The following is a 22,348-nucleotide window of genomic DNA, read 5'->3' as shown; positions in this document are numbered from 1 at the left end:
GCATTTTCGAACGCAAGCTCGTTCTGCATTTTTACCGGAAACGCCTTAGGGCCTGATAATACAGACGCCATGTTCGTAGGCGCAGGCATCGCCCGCGCTTTCGGCATGGACGTTGATGATTTTAGCCTTGGGGGCAAGTTGCGCGGCCGTCGTATCCCCTGCTCCTCTTTGCGTAAACCCGCCGCCGATTGCAAAATAATTGCCGTTGCCGCGTATCCGCAGGGCCGATATCGCGCCCACATAGGTGCCGCCAGGCAGGGTTGACGGCAGCCCGTCCGTGGAGAAACTTGTCTGTGATTGCCTATGCCGATAATCATGGCGGCTATGAAAATCCTCTGCTGCCGCAGATGGCATTGCGGTGAAAATGACGCCTGCGACCATCATGGTCAGAGCGGCGATTCGGCGCTGTAACATGAGCCTCATTCTCCGGATTTTTCAGGTTAACCAAAGGTAAATTACACGATTTCTGAATTACGTAAAGGTAAATATTTCGAGGGTGTAAATCTTGGAAACGCTCGATTTTTTATTTTCACGCAAAAAAATTCCAAAAAAAATTCGTGAACCAATCGATTAAATTCGAATCGGTCATGAAATGTGCTTGTGGTGATGCCCCCATGTGATTAAACGTCGCGGTTGGTGCAATGCACATTCTTTCGTCATGTGCTGTTGCTTGGGGGCGTCCAATCTTGTGGGCGCACGGGAAAACGCCGCGAGGTTCTGATGGCGAATGTGACAAATAACCGGCCTCTGTCGCCGCATCTTCAAGTTTACAAGCTGATTCCGACGATGGTCGCATCCATCGTGCACCGCATTACAGGCGGCGCGCTTTATTTCGGAACGCTTCTGGTTGCCTGGTGGCTGATCGCAATCGCCTCGGGTCCTGCCTATTACGACTGGGTCAACTGGGCGATGGGTACGATCATCGGCAGGCTCATCCTGATCGGCTACACCTGGGCTCTGGTCCATCACATGCTGGGCGGTCTTCGCCACTTCATGTGGGATCTGGGCTACGGTTTCGAAAAGCACTTTACCACCAAGCTGGCAAAGGCCTCATGGGTGGTGTCGATCTGTCTGACCGCGCTGATCTGGGTCATTGCCCTGATCGTGCGCTGAGGAGATTTTTCATGGATATGCGTACACCTCTCGGAAAGGTTCGCGGCCTCGGCTCCGCCAAGGAAGGCACCGACCATTTCTGGCGCCAGCGTGTGACTGCGGTCGCCAACGTTCCGTTGCTCGTCTTCTTTGTCGTCTTCCTCATCAGATATGCCGGCGCGCCCTATCCTGAGGTCGTCGCGGCGCTGTCGAACCCGCTCGTTGCGGTCATCATGGCTCTGGTTCTGGTTTCCGGCCTCATCCACATGAAGCTCGGCATGCAGGTCATCATCGAAGACTACATTCACGCCGAGGTTTCGAAGCTCGTTCTTCTGATGCTCAATATGTTTTTCGCGGTTCTCATTGGCGGCCTTTCCATCTTCGCCATTCTGAAAATCGCATTCGCAGGATAAGTCCGCCATGGCATCGATCAGTTCACCTTCCCAGAATGGCAAGGCCTACACCTATGTCGATCACTCCTATGACGTGATCGTGGTGGGCGCCGGCGGCGCGGGTCTGCGCGCAACGCTCGGCATGGCGGAACAGGGTTTCCGCACGGCCTGCATCACCAAGGTTTTCCCGACGCGCTCCCACACGGTTGCGGCGCAGGGCGGCATCGCCGCATCGCTCACCAACATGACGCCAGACTGTTGGCAGTGGCACCTTTACGACACCGTAAAGGGCTCCGACTGGCTCGGCGACGTCGATGCGATGCAATATCTCGCCATGGAAGCGCCAAAAGCGGTCTATGAGCTGGAGCATTACGGCGTGCCTTTCTCGCGCAACGAAGAAGGCAAGATCTACCAGCGCCCGTTCGGCGGTCACATGCAGAACTATGGTGAAGGCCCGCCGGTGCAGCGCACCTGCGCCGCCGCCGACCGTACCGGTCACGCCATTCTGCACACGCTTTATGGCCAGTCGCTGCGCAACAATGCGGAATTCTTCATCGAATATTTCGCGCTCGACCTCATCATGTCTCCCGACGGCCGCTGCACCGGCGTCGTTGCCTGGAACCTCGATGACGGCACGATCCATCGCTTCGCCGCCAAGATGGTGGTCCTGGCGACTGGCGGTTACGGCCGCGCCTACTTCTCGGCGACCTCGGCCCATACCTGCACCGGCGACGGCGGCGGCATGATCGCCCGCGCTGGCCTGCCGCTTCAGGACATGGAATTCGTGCAGTTCCACCCAACCGGTATCTACGGCGCAGGCTGCCTGATCACCGAAGGTGCACGCGGCGAAGGCGGTTATCTCGTCAACTCCGAAGGTGAGCGCTTCATGGAGCGTTATGCGCCTTCCGCGAAGGACCTTGCCTCGCGTGACGTGGTCTCGCGCTGCATGACGATGGAAATCCGTGAAGGCCGCGGCGTCGGCAAGAACAAGGACCACATCTTCCTGCATCTCGATCATCTCGATCCGGCGATCCTGCATGAGCGCCTTCCGGGCATTTCCGAAAGCGCCAAGATTTTCGCCGGTGTCGACGTGACGCGCGAGCCGATCCCGGTCCTGCCGACGGTTCACTACAATATGGGCGGCATTCCGACCAACTACTGGGGTGAAGTGCTGAATGCCGATGCCAACAACCCGGAACGTATCGCACCCGGCCTGATGGCTGTCGGCGAAGCCGGTTGCGCCTCGGTTCACGGTGCGAACCGCCTCGGCTCCAACTCGCTGATCGACCTTGTGGTCTTCGGCCGTGCCGCCGCCATTCGCGCCGCGCAGGTCATCGACCGCGATGCGCCGGTTCCGGCGCTCGACATCGCGGCCTGTGACAAGATCATGGAACGCTTCGACAGCGTGCGTTATGCCAATGGCTCGACGCCGACGGCGGTGCTGCGCGACAAGATGCAGCGCGCCATGCAGGACGATGCGGCCGTGTTCCGCACGCAGGAATCGCTGGAAAGCGGTTGCCAGCGTCTTTCCGCCATCTGGAAGGAACTGCCTGACGTCAAGGTCACCGACCGTTCGATGGTCTGGAACTCCGATCTGGTCGAGACGCTCGAGCTGCACAACCTCATGGCCAATGCGATCACCACGGTCTATGGCGCGGAAGCGCGCAAGGAAAGCCGTGGTTCGCACGCCCGTGAGGATTTCGTCGACGGTCCGTTCGCCGGTCGCGACGATGTGAATTGGCGCAAGCACACGCTCTCCTGGGTCAGCCCGGAAGGCGACGTCAAGCTCGACTACCGCCCGGTTCACACCGACCTGATCGCCGACGGCATCGATCCCAAAAAGATCGAGCCGAAGGCGCGCGTCTACTGATTTGAGGAACTGGATATGGTTGAACTCGCTCTCCCCAAGAATTCCCAGATCAACGAAGGCAAGGTCTGGCCGAAGCCTGACGGTGCCAAGAATGTGCGCGAATACCGCATCTATCGCTGGAACCCGGATGACGGCCAGAACCCGCGCATCGACACCTATTATATCGATGTCGACGATTGCGGACCGATGGTTCTCGATGCGCTTCTCTACATCAAGAACAATATCGACCCGACGCTGACGCTGCGCCGCTCCTGCCGCGAAGGAATTTGCGGTTCCTGCGCCATGAACATCGACGGCACCAACACGCTTGCCTGCACCAAGGGCATGGAAGAGATCAACGGCACGGTGAAGGTTTATCCGCTGCCGCATATGCCCGTCGTGAAGGACCTTGTTCCGGATCTGTCGAACTTCTATGCCCAGCATCGCTCCATCGAGCCCTGGCTGAAGACGGTTTCGCCGACGCCTGCCAAGGAATGGAAGCAGAGCCATGAGGACCGCCTGAAGCTCGACGGTCTTTATGAGTGCATTCTCTGCGCCTGCTGCTCCACCTCCTGTCCCAGCTACTGGTGGAATGGCGACCGTTACCTTGGTCCGGCCGTTCTGCTGCAGGCCTATCGCTGGCTGATCGACAGCCGCGACGAAGCAACCGGCGAGCGTCTCGACAATCTCGAGGACCCGTTCCGTCTTTATCGCTGCCACACCATCATGAACTGCGCGCAGGCCTGCCCGAAGGGCTTGAACCCGGCCAAGGCGATCGCGGAAATCAAGAAGATGATGGTCGAACGCCGCGTCTAACGGCGATTCGCTGGTGACGGGAATTTATCCGGGCCGCGGTCTCAGCCGCGGCTCTTTTTACGACAGGGCTCGGGAAAATCGGTAAAAATCAACCGAAATTGTAATTATCCCGGCCATCGCTTGCGCAAGATAAGGCTTTGGTAATAATTCAGCCTTCTTGTTTGATCATCGTCTTTCCTGAAGCGAGAGAATCGGGAGCTTGATATGCAATTCAGATATGTGGTGACAGGCCTTGCGGTTGTGATGAGTCTCGCCGGTTGCCAACGTACCTCCTACGATTACAACAATAACGGCAGTAACAATCCCGGTTATACGCCGCCCTTGCAGGCTCAGCCGGTTCCTTCCGTTCAGTCCGGCGCCCTGCCGCCGCCTGGTGGCGCTTCGGGCAGCCAGTTCCCTTCGGCTCCGGCATCGGCGGCCCCTGGCGGCATGAATGTCGCTTCCGCAGCTCCTCCGGCAACGGCGCTTGACGTGACCAAGGAATCCATGGTCGGCAACTGGCGCGTTTCCAATGGCGGCGCCAATTGTGACATGTTCCTGACGCTCACCAATCTCGGCAGCGGTTCGCGCGGCGGCACACGTGGATGTTCCGGCGAACTGACGGCGATGGGTTCCTGGGAAGTGTCGGGCAAGATGGTTCTCTTCAAGAACCGTTCGGGCGACACCATCGGCCGCGTCTACAAGAGCGCCGATGCGCGCTTCGACGGCACGACCAACAGCGGTCAGCCGCTCAGCCTCAGCCGGTGAGCCGTTCCGGTGCGGCCGGATTGCTTTCGTTGTTCTGAGTCATTCCATTCCTCGCGGGTGCTGCGTTGCGCCCGCGGCCGGGGCGCTTTTCCATGAAGCCATTGCCTGATTACAATCATAGTGTCGTTGAACAGCTCAACGCATTGACGGCAGCTGGCACCTTGCAGGCCGATGCGGCTCAGCTTGGCGTGGCAGCGCATCTCGATCGTATCCTTGCCGATCTGAAGGCGCGCAAGCCGGCCAAGAAAAAGAGCGCGCTTGGCTGGATGTTCGCGCGCAAGGCCGGACCTGCTGCCGCCGTCAAGGGATTGTATGTCTATGGCAGCGTTGGTCGTGGCAAGACGATGCTGATGGACATGTTCTATGAAATGGCACCGGTTTCCTCCAAGCGGCGCTGCCATTTCCATGAATTCATGGCGGATGTGCATAATCGTGTGCACGCGCACCGGCAGAAGCTGAAGAACGGTGAAACCAAACAGGCTGACCCCATTCCGCCCGTTGCCGCCCAGCTGCTGGCGGAAGCCGAGCTTTTATGTTTCGACGAATTCACCGTCACGGATATTGCCGATGCGATGATCCTCGCCCGGCTGTTCAGCGAGCTGTTCGCCAATGGCTGCACGTTGGTGACGACCTCCAACGTCGTGCCGGACAATCTCTACAAGGACGGCCTCAACCGCGGTCTGTTCCTGCCCTTCGTCGATCTGCTGAAGAAATATGTGGAGGTGGTGACGCTGGACAGCCCCACCGACTACCGGATGGAGAAGCTGGAGAGCCTGCCCGTCTATGTCACGCCGCTCGACGGTTCGGCGGATCAGGCGATGGACATGGCCTGGCGGCACATGATTGCCGGTCACCTCGTTGCGCCGACCGAGATACCGATGAAGGGCCGCTCCATTCTGGTGCCGCGCGCCAGCGGCCGGGTCGCCCGTTTTTCCTTTTCCGATCTTTGCGAGAAGCCACTCGGGGCTTCCGATTTCCTTGCCATCGCCAATCGTTTCGATACGGTCTTCATCGACCACATTCCGTTCTTGAACGCGGACAAGCGCAACGAGACCAAACGTTTCATCATCCTCATCGATGCGCTTTACGATCACAGCGTCAGGCTTTTCGCTTCCGCTGCCGCCATGCCGGAGGACCTGCTCGGCAAACGCAAGGGCACGGAAGGTTTCGAATTCGACCGCACGGCCTCGCGGTTGTTTGAGATGCGCAGTGCCGATTATCTGGCGCTGCATCACGAAAAACGGCAGAAAGTTTGACACTTTCGTGACGCATTTTCTTACGTTTACGTAAGAAAATAATGATCTAAACGATTGAAAATATTCATCACAAAAGAATCTGTTGCCAATTTTGGCCAATGGGGCTAATCGAAGTGCGACAATTTAGCTGCCGGTTTGGCGCGGTGAAATTGAATTGAAGCTCAAGAGGAAGCATTCGATGGCTCGCAAAAAAATTGCACTTATTGGTTCTGGCATGATCGGCGGCACGCTGGCACACCTCGCCAGCCTGAAGGAACTGGGCGATATCGTCCTCTTCGATATTGCCGACGGTATTCCGCAGGGCAAGGGTCTGGATATTGCCCAGTCCGGTCCAGTTGAAGGTTTCAATGCCAAGCTCTCCGGCGCTTCCGATTATGCCGCCATCGAAGGTGCCGACGTCTGCATCGTCACCGCCGGCGTTGCCCGCAAGCCGGGCATGAGCCGCGACGATCTGCTCGGTATCAACCTCAAGGTCATGGAACAGGTCGGCGCCGGCATCAAGAAATATGCCCCGAACGCTTTCGTGATCTGCATCACCAACCCGCTCGACGCCATGGTCTGGGCACTGCAGAAGTTCTCCGGCCTGCCGAAGAACAAGGTCGTCGGCATGGCCGGCGTGCTCGACAGCGCCCGTTTCCGTCTGTTCCTCGCTGAAGAATTCAACGTTTCGGTTGAAGACGTCACCGCTTTCGTTCTCGGCGGTCACGGCGATACCATGGTGCCGCTCGCCCGTTACTCCACGGTCGCCGGCGTTCCGCTGACCGATCTCGTCAAGATGGGCTGGCTGACCGCCGAGCGCCTTGAGCAAATCATCCAGCGCACCCGTGACGGCGGCGCTGAAATCGTCGGCCTGCTCAAGACCGGTTCGGCCTATTACGCGCCGGCCGCTTCGGCGATCGAAATGGCTGAATCCTACCTCAAGGACAAGAAGCGCGTTCTGCCCGCCGCTGCCCATCTCTCGGGCCAGTATGGCGTTGACGACATGTATGTCGGCGTGCCCACCATCATCGGTGCCGGCGGTATCGAGCGCATCATCGAGATCGAACTCAACAAGGAAGAAGAAGCCGCCTTCCAGAAATCCGTCGGCGCTGTCGCTGGTCTTTGCGAAGCCTGCGTCAACATCGCTCCGTCGCTGAAGTAATATTCCAAGCGGCTCCAAACAGGGATTATTCCATGAATATTCACGAATATCAGGCCAAGGCTCTTCTGAAGGGCTACGGCGCGCCGGTTGCTGAAGGCGTCGCCATTCTCAAGGTCGAAGAAGCCGAAGCTGCCGCCAAGCAGCTTCCCGGCCCGCTCTACGTCGTCAAGAGCCAGATCCACGCTGGTGGCCGCGGCAAGGGCAAGTTCAGGGAACTCGGCCCGGACGCCAAGGGCGGCGTTCGTCTGGCGAAGTCGATCGACGAAGTCGTCTCCCACGCCAAGGACATGCTCGGCAACACGCTGGTAACGGCGCAGACCGGTGAAGCCGGCAAGCAGGTCAACCGCCTCTACATCGAAGACGGCGCTGACATTGCCCGCGAACTTTATTGCTCGCTGCTGGTTGACCGTTCCGTCGGCCAGGTTGCTTTCGTGGTTTCCACGGAAGGCGGCATGGACATCGAAGCTGTCGCCCACGACACGCCGGAAAAGATCCACACCATCGCCATCAACCCGGAAAAGGGTGTGAGCGACGCCGACGTTGCCGCGATCTCCAAGGCTCTCGAGCTTGACGGCGTTGCAGCCGAAGACGCCAAGGCGCTGTTCCCGATCCTCTACAAGGCCTTCAACGAGAAGGACATGGCTCTCCTCGAGGTTAACCCGCTGATCGTCATGGAAAATGGCCATCTGCGCGTTCTCGACGCCAAGATGTCCTTCGACGGCAACGCGCTGTTCCGCCATGACGATGTCAAGGCGCTGCGCGACGAGACCGAAGAAGACGCCAAGGAAATCGAAGCCTCCAAGTGGGACCTCGCTTACGTCGCCCTCGACGGCAACATCGGCTGCATGGTCAACGGCGCCGGTCTCGCTATGGCGACGATGGACATCATCAAGCTGTACGGCAAAGAGCCGGCTAACTTCTGCGACGTCGGCGGCGGTGCCGGCAAGGAGAAGGTTGCGGCAGCCTTCAAGATCATCACGGCCGACCCGAAGGTCGAGGGTATCCTCGTCAACATCTTCGGCGGCATCATGAAGTGCGACGTCATCGCCGAAGGCGTGATCGCAGCCGTCAAGGAAGTCGGTCTGAAGGTTCCGCTCGTCGTGCGCCTCGAAGGCACGAATGTCGAGCTTGGCAAGAAGATCCTCAACGAGTCCGGCCTTGCGATCACCGCGGCTGACGATCTCGACGATGCGGCGAAGAAAATCGTCGCAGCGGTGAACGGCTAATTTGAAGGACCGGATATAATGTCGATTCTCGTCAATAAAGACACCAAGGTCCTCGTACAGGGCCTGACCGGCAAGACCGGCACCTTCCACACCGAGCAGGCGCTTGCCTATTACGGCACGCAGATGGTTGGCGGTATTCACCCGAAGAAGGGTGGCGAAACCTGGACCGGTTCCAAGGGTGAAACCCTGCCGATCTTCGCAAGCGTTGCCGAAGCCAAGGAAAAGACCGGTGCGGATGCATCCGTGATCTATGTTCCGCCGGCAGGTGCAGCCGACGCCATCATCGAAGCCATCGATGCCGAAATTCCGTTCATTACCTGCATCACCGAAGGTATCCCGGTCATGGACATGGTGCGCGTCAAGGCTCGCCTCGACCGCTCCACGTCGCGCCTGCTCGGCCCGAACTGCCCGGGCATCCTGACGCCGGAAGAATGCAAGATCGGCATCATGCCGGGCTCCATCTTCCGCAAGGGTTCGGTCGGTATCGTTTCCCGTTCGGGCACGCTCACCTATGAAGCCGTGTTCCAGACCTCGAACGAAGGTCTCGGCCAGACGACGGCTGTCGGCATCGGCGGCGACCCGGTCAAGGGCACCGAGTTCATCGACGTGCTCGAAATGTTCCTCGCTGACGAAGCCACGCAGTCGATCATCATGATCGGCGAAATCGGCGGCTCGGCTGAAGAAGATGCGGCGCAGTTCCTGATCGACGAAGCCAAGAAGGGCCGCAAGAAGCCGATGGCCGGCTTCATCGCGGGCCGTACGGCTCCGAAGGGTCGCACCATGGGCCACGCCGGCGCTGTCGTTTCCGGCGGCAAGGGCGATGCGGAATCCAAGATCGCTGCCATGGAAGCGGCCGGCATCAAGGTTTCGCCTTCCCCGGCGCGCCTCGGCAAGACGCTGGTTGAAGTCCTCAAGGGCTGAGACCACATGAGACCGGTAACGGGCGGTGCGGCTTTATCGCCGCGCTGCCCGATGCCGCAAAGACGATAGACAGAACGGCATACCGCCTCGGCGGCAGACAGCAATAATCAAAGCGGCAGGCCGGTGAAACGGCCCTAACGGCATCGAGGAGGCGGACGGACAAGTCCGCAGGAACGAAAATGGCAAGGCAAGAAGCGAACGAGCAGTTTCAGATCACGTCGTTTCTGGACGGCGCGAATGCGGCCTATATCGAGCAGCTCTATGCCCGGTACGAAGAGGATCCCTCTTCCGTGTCGCCGGAGTGGCAGAGCTTCTTCAAGGCACTGTCCGATAATCCGGAAGATGTGAAGAAGGCGGCCAAGGGCGCCTCCTGGAAGCGTGCCAACTGGCCTATCCCGGCGAATGGCGAACTGGTATCCGCGCTGGACGGAAACTGGGCCACGGTCGAGAAGGCCATCGAGAAAAAGGTTCAGGCGAAGGCCGAAGCCAAGAGCGCCGACACGGGCAAGCCGGTCAGCGAAGCGGAAGTGTTGCAGGCGACCCGTGATAGCGTTCGCGCCATCATGATGATCCGCGCCTACCGCATGCGCGGCCATCTGCACGCCAAGCTCGATCCGCTCGGCATCGCCGTCGCCGTTGAGGATTACAACGAGCTGTCGCCGAAGTCCTACGGCTTCGAGGAAAGCGACTACGACCGCAAGATTTTCATCGATAACGTGCTCGGCCTCGAATATGCGACCGTGCGTGAGATGATCGATATTCTGGAGCGCACCTACTGCTCCACCATCGGTGTCGAATTCATGCATATGTCCAGCCCGGAAGAAAAAGGCTGGATCCAGGAGCGCATCGAAGGTCCGGACAAGGGCGTCGCCTTCACGGCTGAAGGCAAGAAGGCCATTCTGTCCAAGCTGGTCGAAGCCGAAGGCTACGAGCAGTTCCTCGACGTGCGCTTCAAGGGCACCAAGCGTTTCGGCCTCGATGGCGGTGAATCGCTGATCCCGGCGCTCGAGCAGATCATCAAGCGCGGCGGCCAGGAAGGTCTCGAAGAAGTCGTTCTCGGCATGGCCCACCGTGGCCGCCTGAACGTTCTGACCAATGTCATGGGCAAGCCGCATCGCGCCGTGTTCCACGAATTCAAGGGCGGTTCGTTCAAGCCTGACGATGTCGAGGGTTCCGGTGACGTGAAGTACCACCTCGGTGCCTCCTCCGACCGCGAATTCGACGGCAACAAGGTTCACCTGTCGCTGACGGCCAACCCGTCGCACCTTGAAATCGTCAACCCCGTTGTGATGGGCAAGGCCCGCGCCAAGCAGGACCAGCTTGCCAAGGCATGGGACGGCGACATCATTCCGCTGTCGGAACGCGCCAAGGTACTGCCGCTCCTGCTGCACGGCGATGCCGCTTTTGCGGGTCAGGGCGTTGTTGCTGAAATTCTCGGCCTTTCCGGTCTGCGCGGCCACCGCGTTGCCGGCACCATGCACTTCATCATCAACAACCAGATCGGTTTCACGACGAACCCGGCCTTCTCGCGTTCGTCGCCCTATCCGTCCGACGTTGCCAAGATGATCGAAGCGCCGATCTTCCACGTCAACGGTGACGATCCGGAAGCTGTGACCTATGCGGCCAAGGTTGCCACCGAATACCGCATGAAGTTCCACAAGCCTGTCGTCGTGGACATGTTCTGCTATCGTCGTTTTGGCCATAACGAAGGCGACGAGCCGGCGTTCACGCAGCCGAAGATGTACAAGGTCATCCGTGGCCACAAGACCGTGGCGCGCATCTATGCCGACCGTCTGATCGCCGAAGGCCTGATCAACGAAGGCGAATTCGAGAAGATGAAGGCCGACTGGCGCGCCCATCTGGAGCAGGAATTCGAAGCCGGCCAGTCCTACAAGCCGAACAAGGCCGACTGGCTGGATGGTCAGTGGTCGGGTCTGCGTGCCGCCGACAATGCCGATGAGCAGCGTCGCGGCAAGACCGGCGTGCCGATGAAGCAGCTGAAGGAAATCGGCAAGAAGCTGTCGACCATTCCGGAAGGCTTCAGCGCCCACCGCACGATCCAGCGCTTCATGGAAAACCGCTCGCAGATGATCGAGACGGGCGAAGGCATCGACTGGGCGATGGCGGAAGCGCTGGCTTTCGGTTCGCTCGTTGCCGACGGCCACAAGATCCGTCTTTCCGGTCAGGATTGCGAACGCGGCACCTTCTCGCAGCGTCATTCGGTTCTCTACGATCAGGAGACCGAAGAGCGTTATATTCCGCTTGCCAATCTTTCGCCGACGCAGGCCCGTTACGAAGTCATCAACTCGATGCTTTCGGAAGAAGCCGTTCTCGGTTTCGAATACGGCTATTCGCTGGCCCGTCCGAATGCGCTGACCCTTTGGGAAGCCCAGTTCGGCGACTTCGCCAACGGCGCGCAGGTGGTGTTCGACCAGTTCATCTCGTCGGGTGAACGCAAGTGGCTGCGCATGTCCGGTCTCGTCTGCCTTCTGCCGCATGGCTACGAAGGTCAGGGTCCGGAACATTCGTCCGCCCGTCTGGAGCGCTGGCTGCAGATGTGTGCCGAAGACAACATGCAGGTTGCCAACTGCACGACGCCGGCCAACTACTTCCACATCCTGCGCCGCCAGATGAAGCGCGACTTCCGCAAGCCGCTGATCCTGATGACGCCGAAGTCGCTGCTGCGTCACAAGCGCGCCACCTCGTCGCTGGCCGAGCTTGCAGGCGAGTCCTCCTTCCACCGTCTCCTGTGGGACGATGCTGAAGTCATCAAGGACGGCCCGATCAAGCTGCAGAAGGATTCGAAGATCCGTCGCGTCGTCATGTGCACGGGCAAGGTCTATTACGATCTGCTCGAGGAACGCGAAAAGCGCGGTATCGACGACATCTACCTGCTGCGCGTCGAGCAGCTCTATCCGTTCCCGGCCAAGGCGCTCATCAACGAGCTGTCGCGCTTCCGCAATGCGGAGATGGTCTGGTGCCAGGAAGAGCCGAAGAACATGGGTGCGTGGTCGTTCATCGATCCTTACCTTGAATGGGTCCTGGCGCATATCGACGCCAAGTACCAGAAGGTCCGTTACACGGGCCGTCCGGCGGCCGCCTCTCCGGCGACCGGCCTGATGTCCAAGCATCTGGCGCAGCTTGCTGCGTTCCTGGAAGACGCGCTGGGAGAGTGAAAACTCTCCCGCATCGCCCCGCAAAAAAGACACCTGAATAACGGAACTAGATCATGGCCACTGAAATCCGCGTACCAACCCTCGGCGAATCCGTCAGCGAAGCGACCGTCGGCACCTGGTTCAAGAAGGTCGGCGATACCGTCAAGGCCGACGAACCTCTCGTTGAACTGGAAACCGACAAGGTTACCGTCGAAGTCCCGGCGCCTGCGTCCGGCGTTCTCACCGAAATCGTTGCGCAGAACGGCGAGACCGTCGGCCTCGACGCTCTTCTCGGCCAGATCGCCGAAGGTGCTGCCGGTGCAGCAACCTCCGCACCTGCCGCAGAACCGGCAAAGCCAGCTGCGGCCGCCGCACCGGCACCTGCCGCCGTTGCCGCTCCGGCAACCGGTTCCATGCCGCCGGCACCTGCCGCTGGCAAGCTGCTTGCTGAAAACAACCTGTCTGCCGATCAGGTCGATGGTTCCGGCAAGCGTGGCCAGGTTCTGAAGGGTGACGTTCTCGCCGCTGTCGCCAAGGGCGTTTCGGCACCTGCCGCCGCTCCGGCTCCGGTTGCTGCTGCTCCCCGTCCGGTTTCCGCCGAGCAGGATCAGGTTCGCGAAGAGCGCGTGAAGATGACCCGCCTGCGCCAGACGATCGCCCGTCGCCTGAAGGATGCACAGAACACCGCCGCCATGCTCACCACCTATAACGAGGTGGACATGAGCGCGGTCATGGACCTGCGCAACCGTTACAAGGACGTGTTCGAGAAGAAGCATGGCGTCAAGCTCGGCTTCATGGGCTTCTTCACCAAGGCCGTGACCCACGCGCTGAAGGAACTGCCCGCCGTCAACGCTGAAATCGACGGCACGGACATCATTTACAAGAACTATTGTCACGTCGGCATGGCTGTCGGCACCGACAAGGGCCTCGTTGTTCCTGTTATCCGCGATGCCGACCAGCTCTCCATCGCCGGCGTCGAAAAGGAACTCGGCCGCCTCGCCAAGGCAGCGCGTGACGGTTCGCTCGGCATGGCCGACATGCAGGGTGGCACCTTCACCATCACCAATGGCGGTGTCTACGGTTCGCTGATGTCCTCGCCGATCCTCAATGCACCGCAGTCGGGCATCCTCGGCATGCACAAGATTCAGGAACGCCCGGTCGCCATCGGCGGTCAGGTCGTCATCCGCCCGATGATGTATCTTGCGCTCTCTTACGATCACCGTATCGTTGACGGCAAGGAAGCCGTGACCTTCCTCGTTCGCGTCAAGGAAAGCCTGGAAGATCCGGAACGTCTGGTTCTCGATCTCTAATCGCTCTTGCTTTTCCTTTCAGCGGGGTTTCAAGTGAAGCCCCGCTGAAAGACCACCTGGAGAGCAGATGTGCAGCCGACATTTCTTGCCGCTTCCCCTTTTCTGCCGCTCATCGGTCTAAGCGTTCTTCTGCTCGTGTTTCACGTCATGCTGCAGGGCATGACGGCGACCAAGGAATTCGGGCTGGAATGGAATGCCGGGCCAAGGGATGGCAGCCAGGTGCCGCAGGGCAGGCTTTCCGGCCGTGCCTCACGCGCGTCTGCGAATTTCCGGGAAACATATCCGGCTTTTCTGGCGCTCGCTTTCGGGGTCATCATGGCGGGCGATCCTGCCGGTCTGGCGCTGACTGGCGCCTGGATCTGGCTGATCTGCCGGGTGATTTATATTCCGCTCTATCTGGCGGGCGTCCCTTATATCCGCTCTTTCGTGTGGCTGGGGTCCGTGCTTGGGCTGGCGCTCATGTTTGTCGTGCTGATGTTCTGAAGGCTGCTTTACGATGCATCAATATCTCATCGAACTTGCATCCCTGATGGCGATTTTCTCCTTCGCGATCGTGTCGCCCGGTGCCGATCTCGCCATGGTCATGCGCCAGGCCATGGTGCATGGGCGCAGGCAGGCCATCATCACCAGTTTCGGTGTTGGAACGTCTTTGATGTTCCATGTCACCTATACGATCCTCGGACTTGGCCTCATCATTTCCCAGTCGATCTATCTCTTCAACATCGTCAAATGGCTGGGCGTCGCGTATCTCATCTATATCGGTATCAAGGCGCTGCGTGCGGGCAAGACCGAATTGCCGGAGGCTGATGCGGATGGTGCCGTGCCGGTCAAAAGCAGGCAGACGGCGCTGAAGGCGTTCACACTCGGTTTTGCCGCCAATGCGCTCAACCCCAAGCCGGTGTTTTTCTTCCTGTCGATCTTTTCGACGGTGGTTCACGCGCATACGCCGGTCGCTATCAAATTCGGATACGGGCTCGTCATGGCGAGCTGCCTTATCCTGTGGTTCGTCGGCGTCAGCCTGTTCATGACGACGCCGCACATGCGCGCTGCATTTCAGCGCGCCAGCCAATGGATCGACCGCACCAGCGGCGTGGTCTTCATCGCACTCGGTATAAAACTCGCAACGGAAAAAGCGGCCTGAGTTTCAGGTCAAACGCAAGCAGGGCAACGATCCCGCATCTTGCCCGACATCAATCAGGAAAACGAACATGGCATATGATGTAGTTGTAATCGGCACGGGCCCCGGCGGTTATGTTTGCGCGGTCAAGGCGGCACAGCTCGGCCTGAAGGTCGCTGTCATCGAAAAGCGCGCGACCTATGGCGGCACCTGCCTCAATGTTGGCTGCATCCCTTCGAAGGCGCTGCTGCACGCGTCCGAAACCTTTGCCCATGTTGCCCATGGCGTCGATTCGCTCGGTATCGAAGTCGCCGCGCCGAAGCTGAACCTTGAAAAGATGATGGGCCACAAGGACGGCGTGGTGAAGGCCAATGTCGACGGCGTGTCCTTCCTGTTCAAGAAAAACAAGATCGATACCTTCCAGGGCACCGGCAAGGTCGTTTCCGCCGGCAAGGTTTCCGTCACCAACGACAAGGGCGAGAGCCAAGAAATCGAAGCGAAGAACATCGTTATCGCCACCGGTTCCGATGTTGCCGGCATTCCGGGCGTTCAGGTTGATATCGATGAAAGCGTCATCGTCTCCTCCACGGGTGCGATCGCCCTTTCCAAGGTTCCGGAAAAGCTGATTGTTGTCGGCGGTGGCGTCATCGGCCTCGAGCTTGGTTCGGTCTGGTCGCGTCTTGGCGCGAAGGTGACCGTCGTCGAATATCTCGACAATATTCTCGGTGGCATGGATGGTGAAGTTTCCAAGCAGTCTCAGCGTCTGCTCGCCAAGCAGGGTCTCGATTTCAAGCTCGGCGCCAAGGTGACGGCTGTTGAAAAGACCGCCGCCGGTGCAAAGGTGGTGTTCGAGCCGGTCAAGGGCGGCGCGGCTGAAACGCTGGAAGCGAATGTCGTGCTGATCTCCACCGGCCGCAAACCCTACACCGAAGGTCTCGGTCTTGCGGAAGCAGGCGTGGTGCTGGACAGCCGCGGCCGCGTCGAAATCGACGGCCACTACAAGACCAATGTCGACGGCATCTATGCGATCGGTGACGTGGTGAAGGGTCCGATGCTGGCGCACAAGGCGGAAGACGAGGGCGTCGCGCTTGCGGAAATCCTCGCTGGTCAGCGCGGCCATGTGAACTACGACGTCATTCCGGCAGTCGTCTATACCCAGCCGGAAATCGCTTCCGTCGGCAAGACCGAGGAAGAACTGAAGGCCGCTGGCGTCGCCTACAAGGTCGGCAAGTTCCCCTTCACCGCCAATGGCCGCGCCCGCGCCATGCAGGTGACGGATGGTTTCGTGAAGATTCTTGCCGACAAGGAAACCGACCGGGTTCTCGGCGGTCACATCGTCGGCTTCGGCGCTGGCGAAATGATCCACGAAATCACCGTGCTGATGGAATTCGGCGGTTCTTCGGAAGACCTCGGCCGCACCTGCCATGCGCACCCGACCATGTCGGAAGCCGTGAAGGAAGCGGCACTTGCGACGTTCTTCAAGCCGATCCACATGTGACCGGCGCTGGAACGGCAGAACGAAAACGAAAGCGTTCCGCCGGCCTGGCTTCTGTTTGCGTGCTGGCTTTCAAAACCGCCAGGGGTGTTTCTGCCCGACGTGCAAATATTAAATTTCATTCATCTGCCAAACCTCGGCTTGCCATGCAGGCCGGGGTTTCACATACTCGTGCCATAGCCTGTCTAACCTTTTGATAAAAGGCAATAAAATGGCATTTTCAACTCAAGTTTCCTTCTCGGTTCCACAGCGCATCATTCATTGGGCGATGGCGCTTCTGATCTTCTTCAATCTGCTGTTTCCCGACGCCATGGCCCATGCCTACCGGCTGATGCGGCGGGGTGAAACATTGACACCGGATCAGATTTCCTCGGCCAATATTCACGCCTATGTCGGTTTTGCCATCCTGTTGCTTGCGGTCCTGCGCCTCTGTCTGCGCTTTTTCCAGGGCGTGCCGCCGCATCCCGCGGAAGAGCCTCGGCCGTTTCAGATCGCGGCCAAAGTGGCGCATTTCACCTTCTACGCCTTGTTCTTCGTCCTGCCTCTATCCGGTGTCGCCGCCTATTATTTCGGTGCCCAGGCCGCAGGCCAGCTGCATTCCGGCCCGTTCAAGGCGCTGATGTGGGTGTTGATCGTCGGCCATGTCGCAGCCGTTCTGGTTCACCAGTTCTACTGGCGCACCAATGTCCTGAAGCGCATGACACACGGCTAGGGCACTTCCGGACGAAAGATGGCTTCGCGCTTTCGCCGGGAATGCTTCGAGCGGCGGTTTGTCGCGTTTCCCGCCCATCGGAAAAAGACGATGGTGGCTCCTGCCGCATCGGGCGGCCGGGGTTCATGGATGCGGAATAACGAAGACATATTGCCGGGCGCTGACTGGTGGGATCGTTTCGAAGGGGAGATGGTGTCACCGAAGTCGTCCTCGCTCGATGTGAGCAGGCTGCTTCTCGACCATCCGCCGCTATGGATAAGCCGCCTTATGACGCTTCGAAACCGTGTCGTTTCGCTTTTCGGCTTGAAAACGGTCGAACTGGCGGCGGGTGCTTCGGCGGGCGGGTTTCCGGTTCTGTCATCCACGCCGGAACGGACCGTGCTCGGCTTCGATGACCGCCATCTCGATTTCCGGATCGTCATCGATCTCGAAGAGACGGGTAGCCGCCAGACGGTGAGCGTCACCACCATTGTCAGGCGCAGGAACCTGTTCGGGCGGCTATATCTTCTTATCGTCGGGCCGTTTCACCGTCGGATCGTGCCGGCGACGATGCGGCCATTCTGCGCCAATGTCCGGCCTGTCCGCATCGCAGAGGGGGGTCTTATTCAACCCGCGTGAGGGTGAAGCCTTCTGCACGCAGGAGTTCGATCACGCCCTCTTCGCCCGGCAGGTGCAGGGCGCCCACGGCCATGAAGACATTGCCCTTGGCCAGTTCGGGGGTGGCCCGTTCCGCCATGACGTGATTGCGGTCGGTGATGATACGTTGCTCGAAGGCGGCGTAACCCTGTTCGTTTTCTGCCACTGCCTTCTTGGGGTCCAGGCTTTTCAGCATGGGCATGGTCATGCCGATATCGCCGGCGACATAGAGATCGGTCATGGTCTTCATCACGTCGTCCATGCGGTCGCCGAGTTCGAGCGTCTCAATCAGCGCTTGAAGATGAAATTCCATCGGCAGTTCGGACATGGCCGTCAGCTGCTCGACCATGGTTTCCAGCCCGACGAGACGTTTTCCATCCGCGAGTGCATCTTCGGCCAATTTCTTGTCGAGAAAGGAGAGGCCGGTGGCCTTGCGGGCAAATTCGCAGGCGGGAAGGGCAACGAAGCTCGAGAGCATCCACGGCTTCATCCGTGAAACGGCATTCAGCGGAATGCCGCGCTCCTTGAGGCCCTTTTCCAGACGCGTGACATTCTCCGGCGACAGGATGTCGGTGATCGACTTGCCGTCCAGAAACATGGTGAGTTCGGGTTTGCTCAGCAGCGAGGTCGCGACCTTCTTGTCGTCGACGATTTCGTCCGATTCCACGATGACAGTTGCGGCTTTTTCGAAGGCGGGGCTGGCAGCGGCAGGCATTTCCAGAACGCGTGGGTCGGTGACATGCATCGTACCGAGAAGATAGGAGGGCTCAGTTCCGGCCTTTTCGATGCGCCAGAAATTGCCCTTGCCATTGGGGATCGCTGCCGCTTCCTGTTCGATCTTCGCAAAAGCCTGCGGATCGGTCTTGCGCATATCCACGAGAATGTCGCTGCCCGTGCAGGTGATCTGTTGCCCTGCGGCTTCCGCTTCACTTAGCGAAAGCAAAGTCATGAGCAGAATGGCGAGGGCCGTGACATGCAGGGCCGCGAGCAGCCACAGCAGGGCGTCGCCGGTTTTGCCCATCAGGGTGGCGGTAAGGTTGTGTGGCTTTATCAGGCTGTGCATGGGTCCAATCCGGTTCTTGTTCGCTTATAGAACGGCGGCTTGGATGTCTGGTTAATGTTTATGGTTAACCATTTCCTGCGTCATGCGCGCGGGTGGGCATTGTCGTAGATTTCCAGCAGTCTGGCGGTATCGACGCCGGTATAGACCTGGGTAGTGGACAGGCTCGCATGGCCCAGCAGTTCCTGAATGGTGCGCAGATCGCCACCACCAGCCAGAAGATGGGTGGCGAAGGAATGGCGCAGCGCATGTGGCGTGGCGTTTTCCGGCAGGCCGAAAGCGCCACGCAGCTTCTGCATTTCCCGCTGTATGATGGCGGGCTGCAGCTTGCCGCCGCGTGCGCCGAGGAAGAGGGGGGCATCCGCCGCCAGAGCATAGGGGCAGAGCTTCCTGTAGGCATCGACTGCTTCCGTCACCACTGCCAGCAGTGGCACGATACGCGTTTTGTTGCCCTTGCCGGTGATGCGCAGGCTGCGGGCACCGGACGGAAAATCGGCTGGCGTCAGACCGAGTGCCTCGGAAATGCGGAGGCCGCAGCCATAAAGCAGCGAAAGGACTGCCGCATTGCGGGCGGCGATCCACGGTTCCTCGTTCAATTGTGCCTCGGCCGTGGTGATCTTCAGGGCCTGCCGGTCGGTCAGCGGTTTTGGCAGGGATTTCGGCTGTTTTGGCGCGCGCATGGCGGTGGCGCCGGCCGCATTGACGAGGCCTTTTTTTTGCAGGTGGTGAAGAAGGGAGCGTAGTCCGGCCAGATGCCGGCCGAGTGAACGCGCACCAACTCCCTCCTTGCGTCGGTTGGCCAGAAAGGCGCGAAGATCGACCGGGCGCAAATCGGCAATATCGGCGATGGTGGCGGGCTTGCCGGTGTAACCGGTGAGAAATGTCAGGAACTGGCGGGTATCGCGTTCATAGGCTTCGACGGTGTTGTCGGAAAGACGGCGCTCGCCGGCAAGACCGGCGAGCCAGGACTGGCGCTCGTTCAAAAGATCGGGTTGCGCAAATGTCAGGATTTCAGTCACGGGGTGCTCCATTCCATGCTTTGAAGCTATGCCTCTATGGTCAGTATTTGGTTAAGAGATGGACTTTGCGGGATGGGCCCACTACATCCGGGCGGTTTCCTTTTTCATCTCGCCGGGGCATGGTCGCCACATCATGGCAAAAGATTCGTCCGATCTGTTTGGGGCTTTGTTCGACCCGCCGTCGCCCGTGCGCACGGTGCCCGTTCTCGTGCCCATGCCGGCGCCCGGGCCCTACAGCTATGCGGTGCCTGAGGATATGGTGGTCGAGACCGGCTCGGTCGTGCAGGTGCCACTCGGTCCCCGGCAGGTCTTCGGCGTGGTGTGGGACGATGCCGGCGAAAAGGGCATCGATCCGAAGAAATTGCGGCCCATCACCAAGAGTTTCGAATGCCCGCCGCTGAAGGCGGAGATGCGCCGTTTCGTTGACTGGGTTGCCGCCTATACGCTTTCTCCGCCCGGCCTGGTGGCGCGCATGGCGCTCAGAGCGCCTGCCGCCTTCGATCCGGAGCCGATGATCGAGGGGCTTCGACTGACGGAAGGCCGGCCGGAACGCCTGACCCCCGCCCGCGAGCGGGTGATGGAACTGGCGGCGGAAGGGCACGGCTGGACGAAGAGCGGGCTTGCTCATGCCGCCGGCGTTTCGACCAGCGTCATCGACGGCCTTGTCAAACAGGGCGTATTCGAGACGGTTTTTCTGCCAGCGCCGCCTGTCGTGGCCGAGCCTGATCCTGACTTTGTCGAGCCGCGTCTGGAGGGCCCGCAGAAACAGGCCGCTTCGGAAATCCTTGAAGATGTGCGCAAGGGTGGTTTTCATGTCTCGCTGATCGATGGCGTGACCGGTTCGGGCAAGACCGAGGTCTATTTCGAGGCGGTGGCCGAGACGCTCCGTCAGGGCAAGCAGGTTCTCATCCTGCTGCCTGAAATCGCGTTGACGGCGGCCTTTCTTGAGCGTTTTCAGGATCGTTTCGGCGCGAAACCGGCGGAATGGCATTCGGACCTGTCGCCGCGTATGCGTGAAAAGGTCTGGCGGCAGGCGGTGACGGGCGAGGTGAAGGTGGTGGCTGGCGCGCGCTCGGCACTTTTCCTGCCCTTCGACAATCTCGGTCTCATCATCGTTGATGAAGAGCACGACCCCGCCTACAAGCAGGAAGACCGCGTCTTTTATAATGCCCGCGACATGGCCGTCGTCAGGGCGCGGATCGCAGAATTTCCTGTCGTGCTGGTGTCGGCCACGCCGTCGGTGGAAAGCCAGGTCAACGGCAGTTCGGGGCGCTACAACACCATTCACCTGCATACGCGCTTTGGCGATGCGGCCATGCCCGATCTGCACCTTGTCGATATGCGCCGCCATCCGCCGGAAAGGGGAGGGTTTCTCTCGCCCGTCCTGCTGCGCGGCATTGGCAAGACCATCGAAAAGGGCGAGCAGGCACTTCTCTTCCTCAATCGCCGTGGGTATGCGCCGCTGACGCTTTGCCGTGTCTGCGGCCACCGTTTCCAGTGCCCGCAATGTTCCAGCTGGCTGGTGGAGCACCGTTTCCGCAATCAACTGCAGTGCCACCAGTGTGGCCATAACGAGCCGACACCTGATCATTGCCCGGAATGCGGCACCTTCGATCATCTGGTGGCCTGCGGTCCCGGCGTGGAGCGCATTGCCGAAGAGGTGGAGAAACATTTCCCCGAGGCCCGCACCATCGTGCTCTCCTCCGATCTCATGGGTGTCAAGCGCCTGCGGCTGGAGCTGGAGGCGATCGTCAAGGGCGAGGCGGATATCGTCATCGGCACGCAGCTCGTCGCCAAGGGGCATAATTTTCCGCTGATGACGCTTGTCGGCATCGTTGATGCCGATCTGGGCCTTGCCAATGGCGATCCGCGCGCGGCAGAGCGAACGTTCCAGCTGCTCTCGCAGGTGACAGGGCGCGCCGGGCGCACGGGGTTGAAGAGCCATGGTCTGCTGCAGACCTACCAGCCGCAGCATCCCGTCATGCAGGCGATCGTTTCGGGTGATGCCTCGGCCTTCTACGAAAGGGAGATCGTGGAGCGGGAAAAGGCTGTTCTGCCGCCCTTCGGCCGTCTCGCCTCGATCATCGTTTCCGCCGATACGCGCGGAGAGGCCGAAACCCATGCGCGGGGTTTAAGGGCCGCAGCGCCGCAGGTTACCGGCATCATGCTGCTCGGCCCGGCGGAAGCGCCGCTCGCGCTCATCCGCGGCCGCCACCGTTTCCGCCTCCTGGTGCATGGGCGGCGCAATTCCGATATGCAGTCCTTCCTTCGCACATTGCTGGCCAATGGCCCCAAAGAGCGCGGCAGCGTGCATGTTCAGCTCGATATCGATCCGCAAAGTTTCCTTTGAACTTTGCCGCCGGGGCGTTTTCCCGCTGTCATGACCGTGTCATAACGCAGCAGG

General features: G+C 59.9%; 20 protein-coding genes. 17 read left to right on the top strand and 3 right to left on the bottom strand.

Annotation, left to right across the window (positions count from 1 at the left end):
• Positions 1-45: 45 nt before the first annotated feature.
• Positions 46-414: a hypothetical protein gene (locus JZX88_RS17395; protein ID WP_065116065.1), complete on the bottom strand. Its 369-nt coding sequence runs from the start codon at positions 412-414 to the stop codon at positions 46-48.
• Positions 415-720: 306 nt separating this feature from the next.
• Here JZX88_RS17395 and sdhC point away from each other — a divergent pair, with 306 nt between their 5' ends.
• The 16 genes from sdhC to JZX88_RS17315 all read left to right on the top strand — a co-directional run bounded on the left by sdhC (position 721) and on the right by JZX88_RS17315 (position 17,847).
• Positions 721-1,113 carry a succinate dehydrogenase, cytochrome b556 subunit gene (gene sdhC, locus JZX88_RS17390; protein WP_065114275.1) on the top strand — a complete coding sequence of 131 codons (393 nt, stop codon included), beginning with the start codon at positions 721-723 and terminating at the stop codon, positions 1,111-1,113.
• An 11-nt stretch (positions 1,114-1,124) separates the two neighbouring features.
• Positions 1,125-1,505 (top strand): succinate dehydrogenase, hydrophobic membrane anchor protein, encoded by a 381-nt coding sequence (gene sdhD / locus JZX88_RS17385; protein ID WP_065114274.1) that lies wholly within the window; start codon positions 1,125-1,127, stop codon positions 1,503-1,505.
• A 7-nt stretch (positions 1,506-1,512) separates the two neighbouring features.
• On the top strand, positions 1,513-3,354 hold the full coding sequence (sdhA, locus tag JZX88_RS17380; protein WP_065114273.1) for a succinate dehydrogenase flavoprotein subunit: 1,842 nt from the start codon (positions 1,513-1,515) through the stop codon (positions 3,352-3,354).
• A 15-nt stretch (positions 3,355-3,369) separates the two neighbouring features.
• On the top strand, positions 3,370-4,149 hold the full coding sequence (locus tag JZX88_RS17375; protein WP_052818754.1) for a succinate dehydrogenase iron-sulfur subunit: 780 nt from the start codon (positions 3,370-3,372) through the stop codon (positions 4,147-4,149).
• Between the two features lie 204 nt (positions 4,150-4,353).
• Complete coding sequence (locus JZX88_RS17370) at positions 4,354-4,896, top strand: protease inhibitor Inh/omp19 family protein (RefSeq protein ID WP_065114271.1); 543 nt, start codon at positions 4,354-4,356, stop codon at positions 4,894-4,896.
• A 92-nt stretch (positions 4,897-4,988) separates the two neighbouring features.
• A complete protein-coding gene (gene zapE, locus JZX88_RS17365) occupies positions 4,989-6,152 on the top strand; it encodes a cell division protein ZapE (RefSeq protein WP_065114270.1) in 1,164 nt (387 codons plus the stop codon).
• Between the two features lie 178 nt (positions 6,153-6,330).
• On the top strand, positions 6,331-7,293 hold the full coding sequence (gene mdh, locus JZX88_RS17360) for a malate dehydrogenase (RefSeq protein ID WP_142858175.1): 963 nt from the start codon (positions 6,331-6,333) through the stop codon (positions 7,291-7,293).
• Between the two features lie 32 nt (positions 7,294-7,325).
• The gene (gene sucC, locus JZX88_RS17355; RefSeq protein ID WP_174030545.1) at positions 7,326-8,519 is read left to right on the top strand and encodes an ADP-forming succinate--CoA ligase subunit beta; all 1,194 of its coding nucleotides are present in this window, start codon (positions 7,326-7,328) and stop codon (positions 8,517-8,519) included.
• 18 nt (positions 8,520-8,537) lie between these two features.
• Complete coding sequence (gene sucD / locus JZX88_RS17350) at positions 8,538-9,440, top strand: succinate--CoA ligase subunit alpha (protein WP_065114267.1); 903 nt, start codon at positions 8,538-8,540, stop codon at positions 9,438-9,440.
• 179 nt (positions 9,441-9,619) lie between these two features.
• Entirely contained in the window at positions 9,620-12,616 is a 2,997-nt protein-coding gene (locus tag JZX88_RS17345) for a 2-oxoglutarate dehydrogenase E1 component (protein ID WP_065114266.1), read from the top strand.
• Between the two features lie 53 nt (positions 12,617-12,669).
• A complete protein-coding gene (gene odhB / locus JZX88_RS17340; protein WP_174057454.1) occupies positions 12,670-13,905 on the top strand; it encodes a 2-oxoglutarate dehydrogenase complex dihydrolipoyllysine-residue succinyltransferase in 1,236 nt (411 codons plus the stop codon).
• A 69-nt stretch (positions 13,906-13,974) separates the two neighbouring features.
• On the top strand, positions 13,975-14,388 hold the full coding sequence (locus tag JZX88_RS17335) for an MAPEG family protein (protein WP_065114264.1): 414 nt from the start codon (positions 13,975-13,977) through the stop codon (positions 14,386-14,388).
• 13 nt (positions 14,389-14,401) lie between these two features.
• Positions 14,402-15,046, top strand: coding sequence for a LysE family translocator (locus JZX88_RS17330; protein ID WP_206914287.1), 645 nt, complete (start codon positions 14,402-14,404; stop codon positions 15,044-15,046).
• A gap of 67 nt (positions 15,047-15,113) precedes the next feature.
• On the top strand, positions 15,114-16,520 hold the full coding sequence (lpdA, locus tag JZX88_RS17325; protein ID WP_065114262.1) for a dihydrolipoyl dehydrogenase: 1,407 nt from the start codon (positions 15,114-15,116) through the stop codon (positions 16,518-16,520).
• A 208-nt stretch (positions 16,521-16,728) separates the two neighbouring features.
• A complete protein-coding gene (locus tag JZX88_RS17320) occupies positions 16,729-17,229 on the top strand; it encodes a cytochrome b (RefSeq protein ID WP_065114261.1) in 501 nt (166 codons plus the stop codon).
• A gap of 129 nt (positions 17,230-17,358) precedes the next feature.
• Entirely contained in the window at positions 17,359-17,847 is a 489-nt protein-coding gene (locus JZX88_RS17315) for a DUF2867 domain-containing protein (protein ID WP_206914286.1), read from the top strand.
• Here the strand turns inward: JZX88_RS17315 and JZX88_RS17310 are convergent.
• Positions 17,831-18,928: a TraB/GumN family protein gene (locus tag JZX88_RS17310; RefSeq protein WP_206914285.1), complete on the bottom strand. Its 1,098-nt coding sequence runs from the start codon at positions 18,926-18,928 to the stop codon at positions 17,831-17,833. The two genes, JZX88_RS17315 and JZX88_RS17310, sit on opposite strands and share 17 nt — an antisense overlap.
• A gap of 80 nt (positions 18,929-19,008) precedes the next feature.
• Positions 19,009-19,956, bottom strand: a complete 948-nt coding sequence (locus JZX88_RS17305; protein ID WP_206914284.1) for a tyrosine recombinase XerC — start codon at positions 19,954-19,956, stop codon at positions 19,009-19,011.
• A gap of 121 nt (positions 19,957-20,077) precedes the next feature.
• Between JZX88_RS17305 and JZX88_RS17300 the strand changes: the two genes are divergently transcribed.
• Positions 20,078-22,294, top strand: coding sequence for a primosomal protein N' (locus JZX88_RS17300; RefSeq protein WP_206914283.1), 2,217 nt, complete (start codon positions 20,078-20,080; stop codon positions 22,292-22,294).
• The last annotated feature ends 54 nt before the right edge of the window (positions 22,295-22,348 follow it).

The sequence above is a fragment of the Agrobacterium sp. OT33 genome, from assembly GCF_017313365.1.
Classification (GTDB): domain Bacteria; phylum Pseudomonadota; class Alphaproteobacteria; order Rhizobiales; family Rhizobiaceae; genus Agrobacterium; species Agrobacterium rhizogenes_A.
Note: the sequence above shows the minus strand (reverse complement) of the source record. Positions and strands in the feature narration are given on the sequence as shown.

Excerpts from the sequence above, each read along its gene's own strand:
- JZX88_RS17375 (WP_052818754.1), top strand. The coding sequence starts at position 3,370 with ATGGTTGAACTCGCTCTCCCCAAGAATTCCCAGATCAACGAAGGCAAG.
- sucD (WP_065114267.1), top strand. The coding sequence starts at position 8,538 with ATGTCGATTCTCGTCAATAAAGACACCAAGGTCCTCGTACAGGGCCTG.
- JZX88_RS17345 (WP_065114266.1), top strand. The coding sequence starts at position 9,620 with ATGGCAAGGCAAGAAGCGAACGAGCAGTTTCAGATCACGTCGTTTCTG.
- sucC (WP_174030545.1), top strand. The coding sequence starts at position 7,326 with ATGAATATTCACGAATATCAGGCCAAGGCTCTTCTGAAGGGCTACGGC.
- sdhD (WP_065114274.1), top strand. The coding sequence starts at position 1,125 with ATGGATATGCGTACACCTCTCGGAAAGGTTCGCGGCCTCGGCTCCGCC.
- JZX88_RS17330 (WP_206914287.1), top strand. The coding sequence starts at position 14,402 with ATGCATCAATATCTCATCGAACTTGCATCCCTGATGGCGATTTTCTCC.
- sdhA (WP_065114273.1), top strand. The coding sequence starts at position 1,513 with ATGGCATCGATCAGTTCACCTTCCCAGAATGGCAAGGCCTACACCTAT.
- lpdA (WP_065114262.1), top strand. The coding sequence starts at position 15,114 with ATGGCATATGATGTAGTTGTAATCGGCACGGGCCCCGGCGGTTATGTT.
- JZX88_RS17395 (WP_065116065.1), bottom strand. The coding sequence starts at position 414 with ATGTTACAGCGCCGAATCGCCGCTCTGACCATGATGGTCGCAGGCGTC.
- JZX88_RS17310 (WP_206914285.1), bottom strand. The coding sequence starts at position 18,928 with ATGCACAGCCTGATAAAGCCACACAACCTTACCGCCACCCTGATGGGC.
- mdh (WP_142858175.1), top strand. The coding sequence starts at position 6,331 with ATGGCTCGCAAAAAAATTGCACTTATTGGTTCTGGCATGATCGGCGGC.
- zapE (WP_065114270.1), top strand. The coding sequence starts at position 4,989 with ATGAAGCCATTGCCTGATTACAATCATAGTGTCGTTGAACAGCTCAAC.
- sdhC (WP_065114275.1), top strand. The coding sequence starts at position 721 with ATGGCGAATGTGACAAATAACCGGCCTCTGTCGCCGCATCTTCAAGTT.
- JZX88_RS17300 (WP_206914283.1), top strand. The coding sequence starts at position 20,078 with ATGGCAAAAGATTCGTCCGATCTGTTTGGGGCTTTGTTCGACCCGCCG.
- JZX88_RS17370 (WP_065114271.1), top strand. The coding sequence starts at position 4,354 with ATGCAATTCAGATATGTGGTGACAGGCCTTGCGGTTGTGATGAGTCTC.
- JZX88_RS17305 (WP_206914284.1), bottom strand. The coding sequence starts at position 19,956 with ATGGAGCACCCCGTGACTGAAATCCTGACATTTGCGCAACCCGATCTT.
- JZX88_RS17320 (WP_065114261.1), top strand. The coding sequence starts at position 16,729 with ATGGCATTTTCAACTCAAGTTTCCTTCTCGGTTCCACAGCGCATCATT.
- odhB (WP_174057454.1), top strand. The coding sequence starts at position 12,670 with ATGGCCACTGAAATCCGCGTACCAACCCTCGGCGAATCCGTCAGCGAA.
- JZX88_RS17315 (WP_206914286.1), top strand. The coding sequence starts at position 17,359 with ATGCGGAATAACGAAGACATATTGCCGGGCGCTGACTGGTGGGATCGT.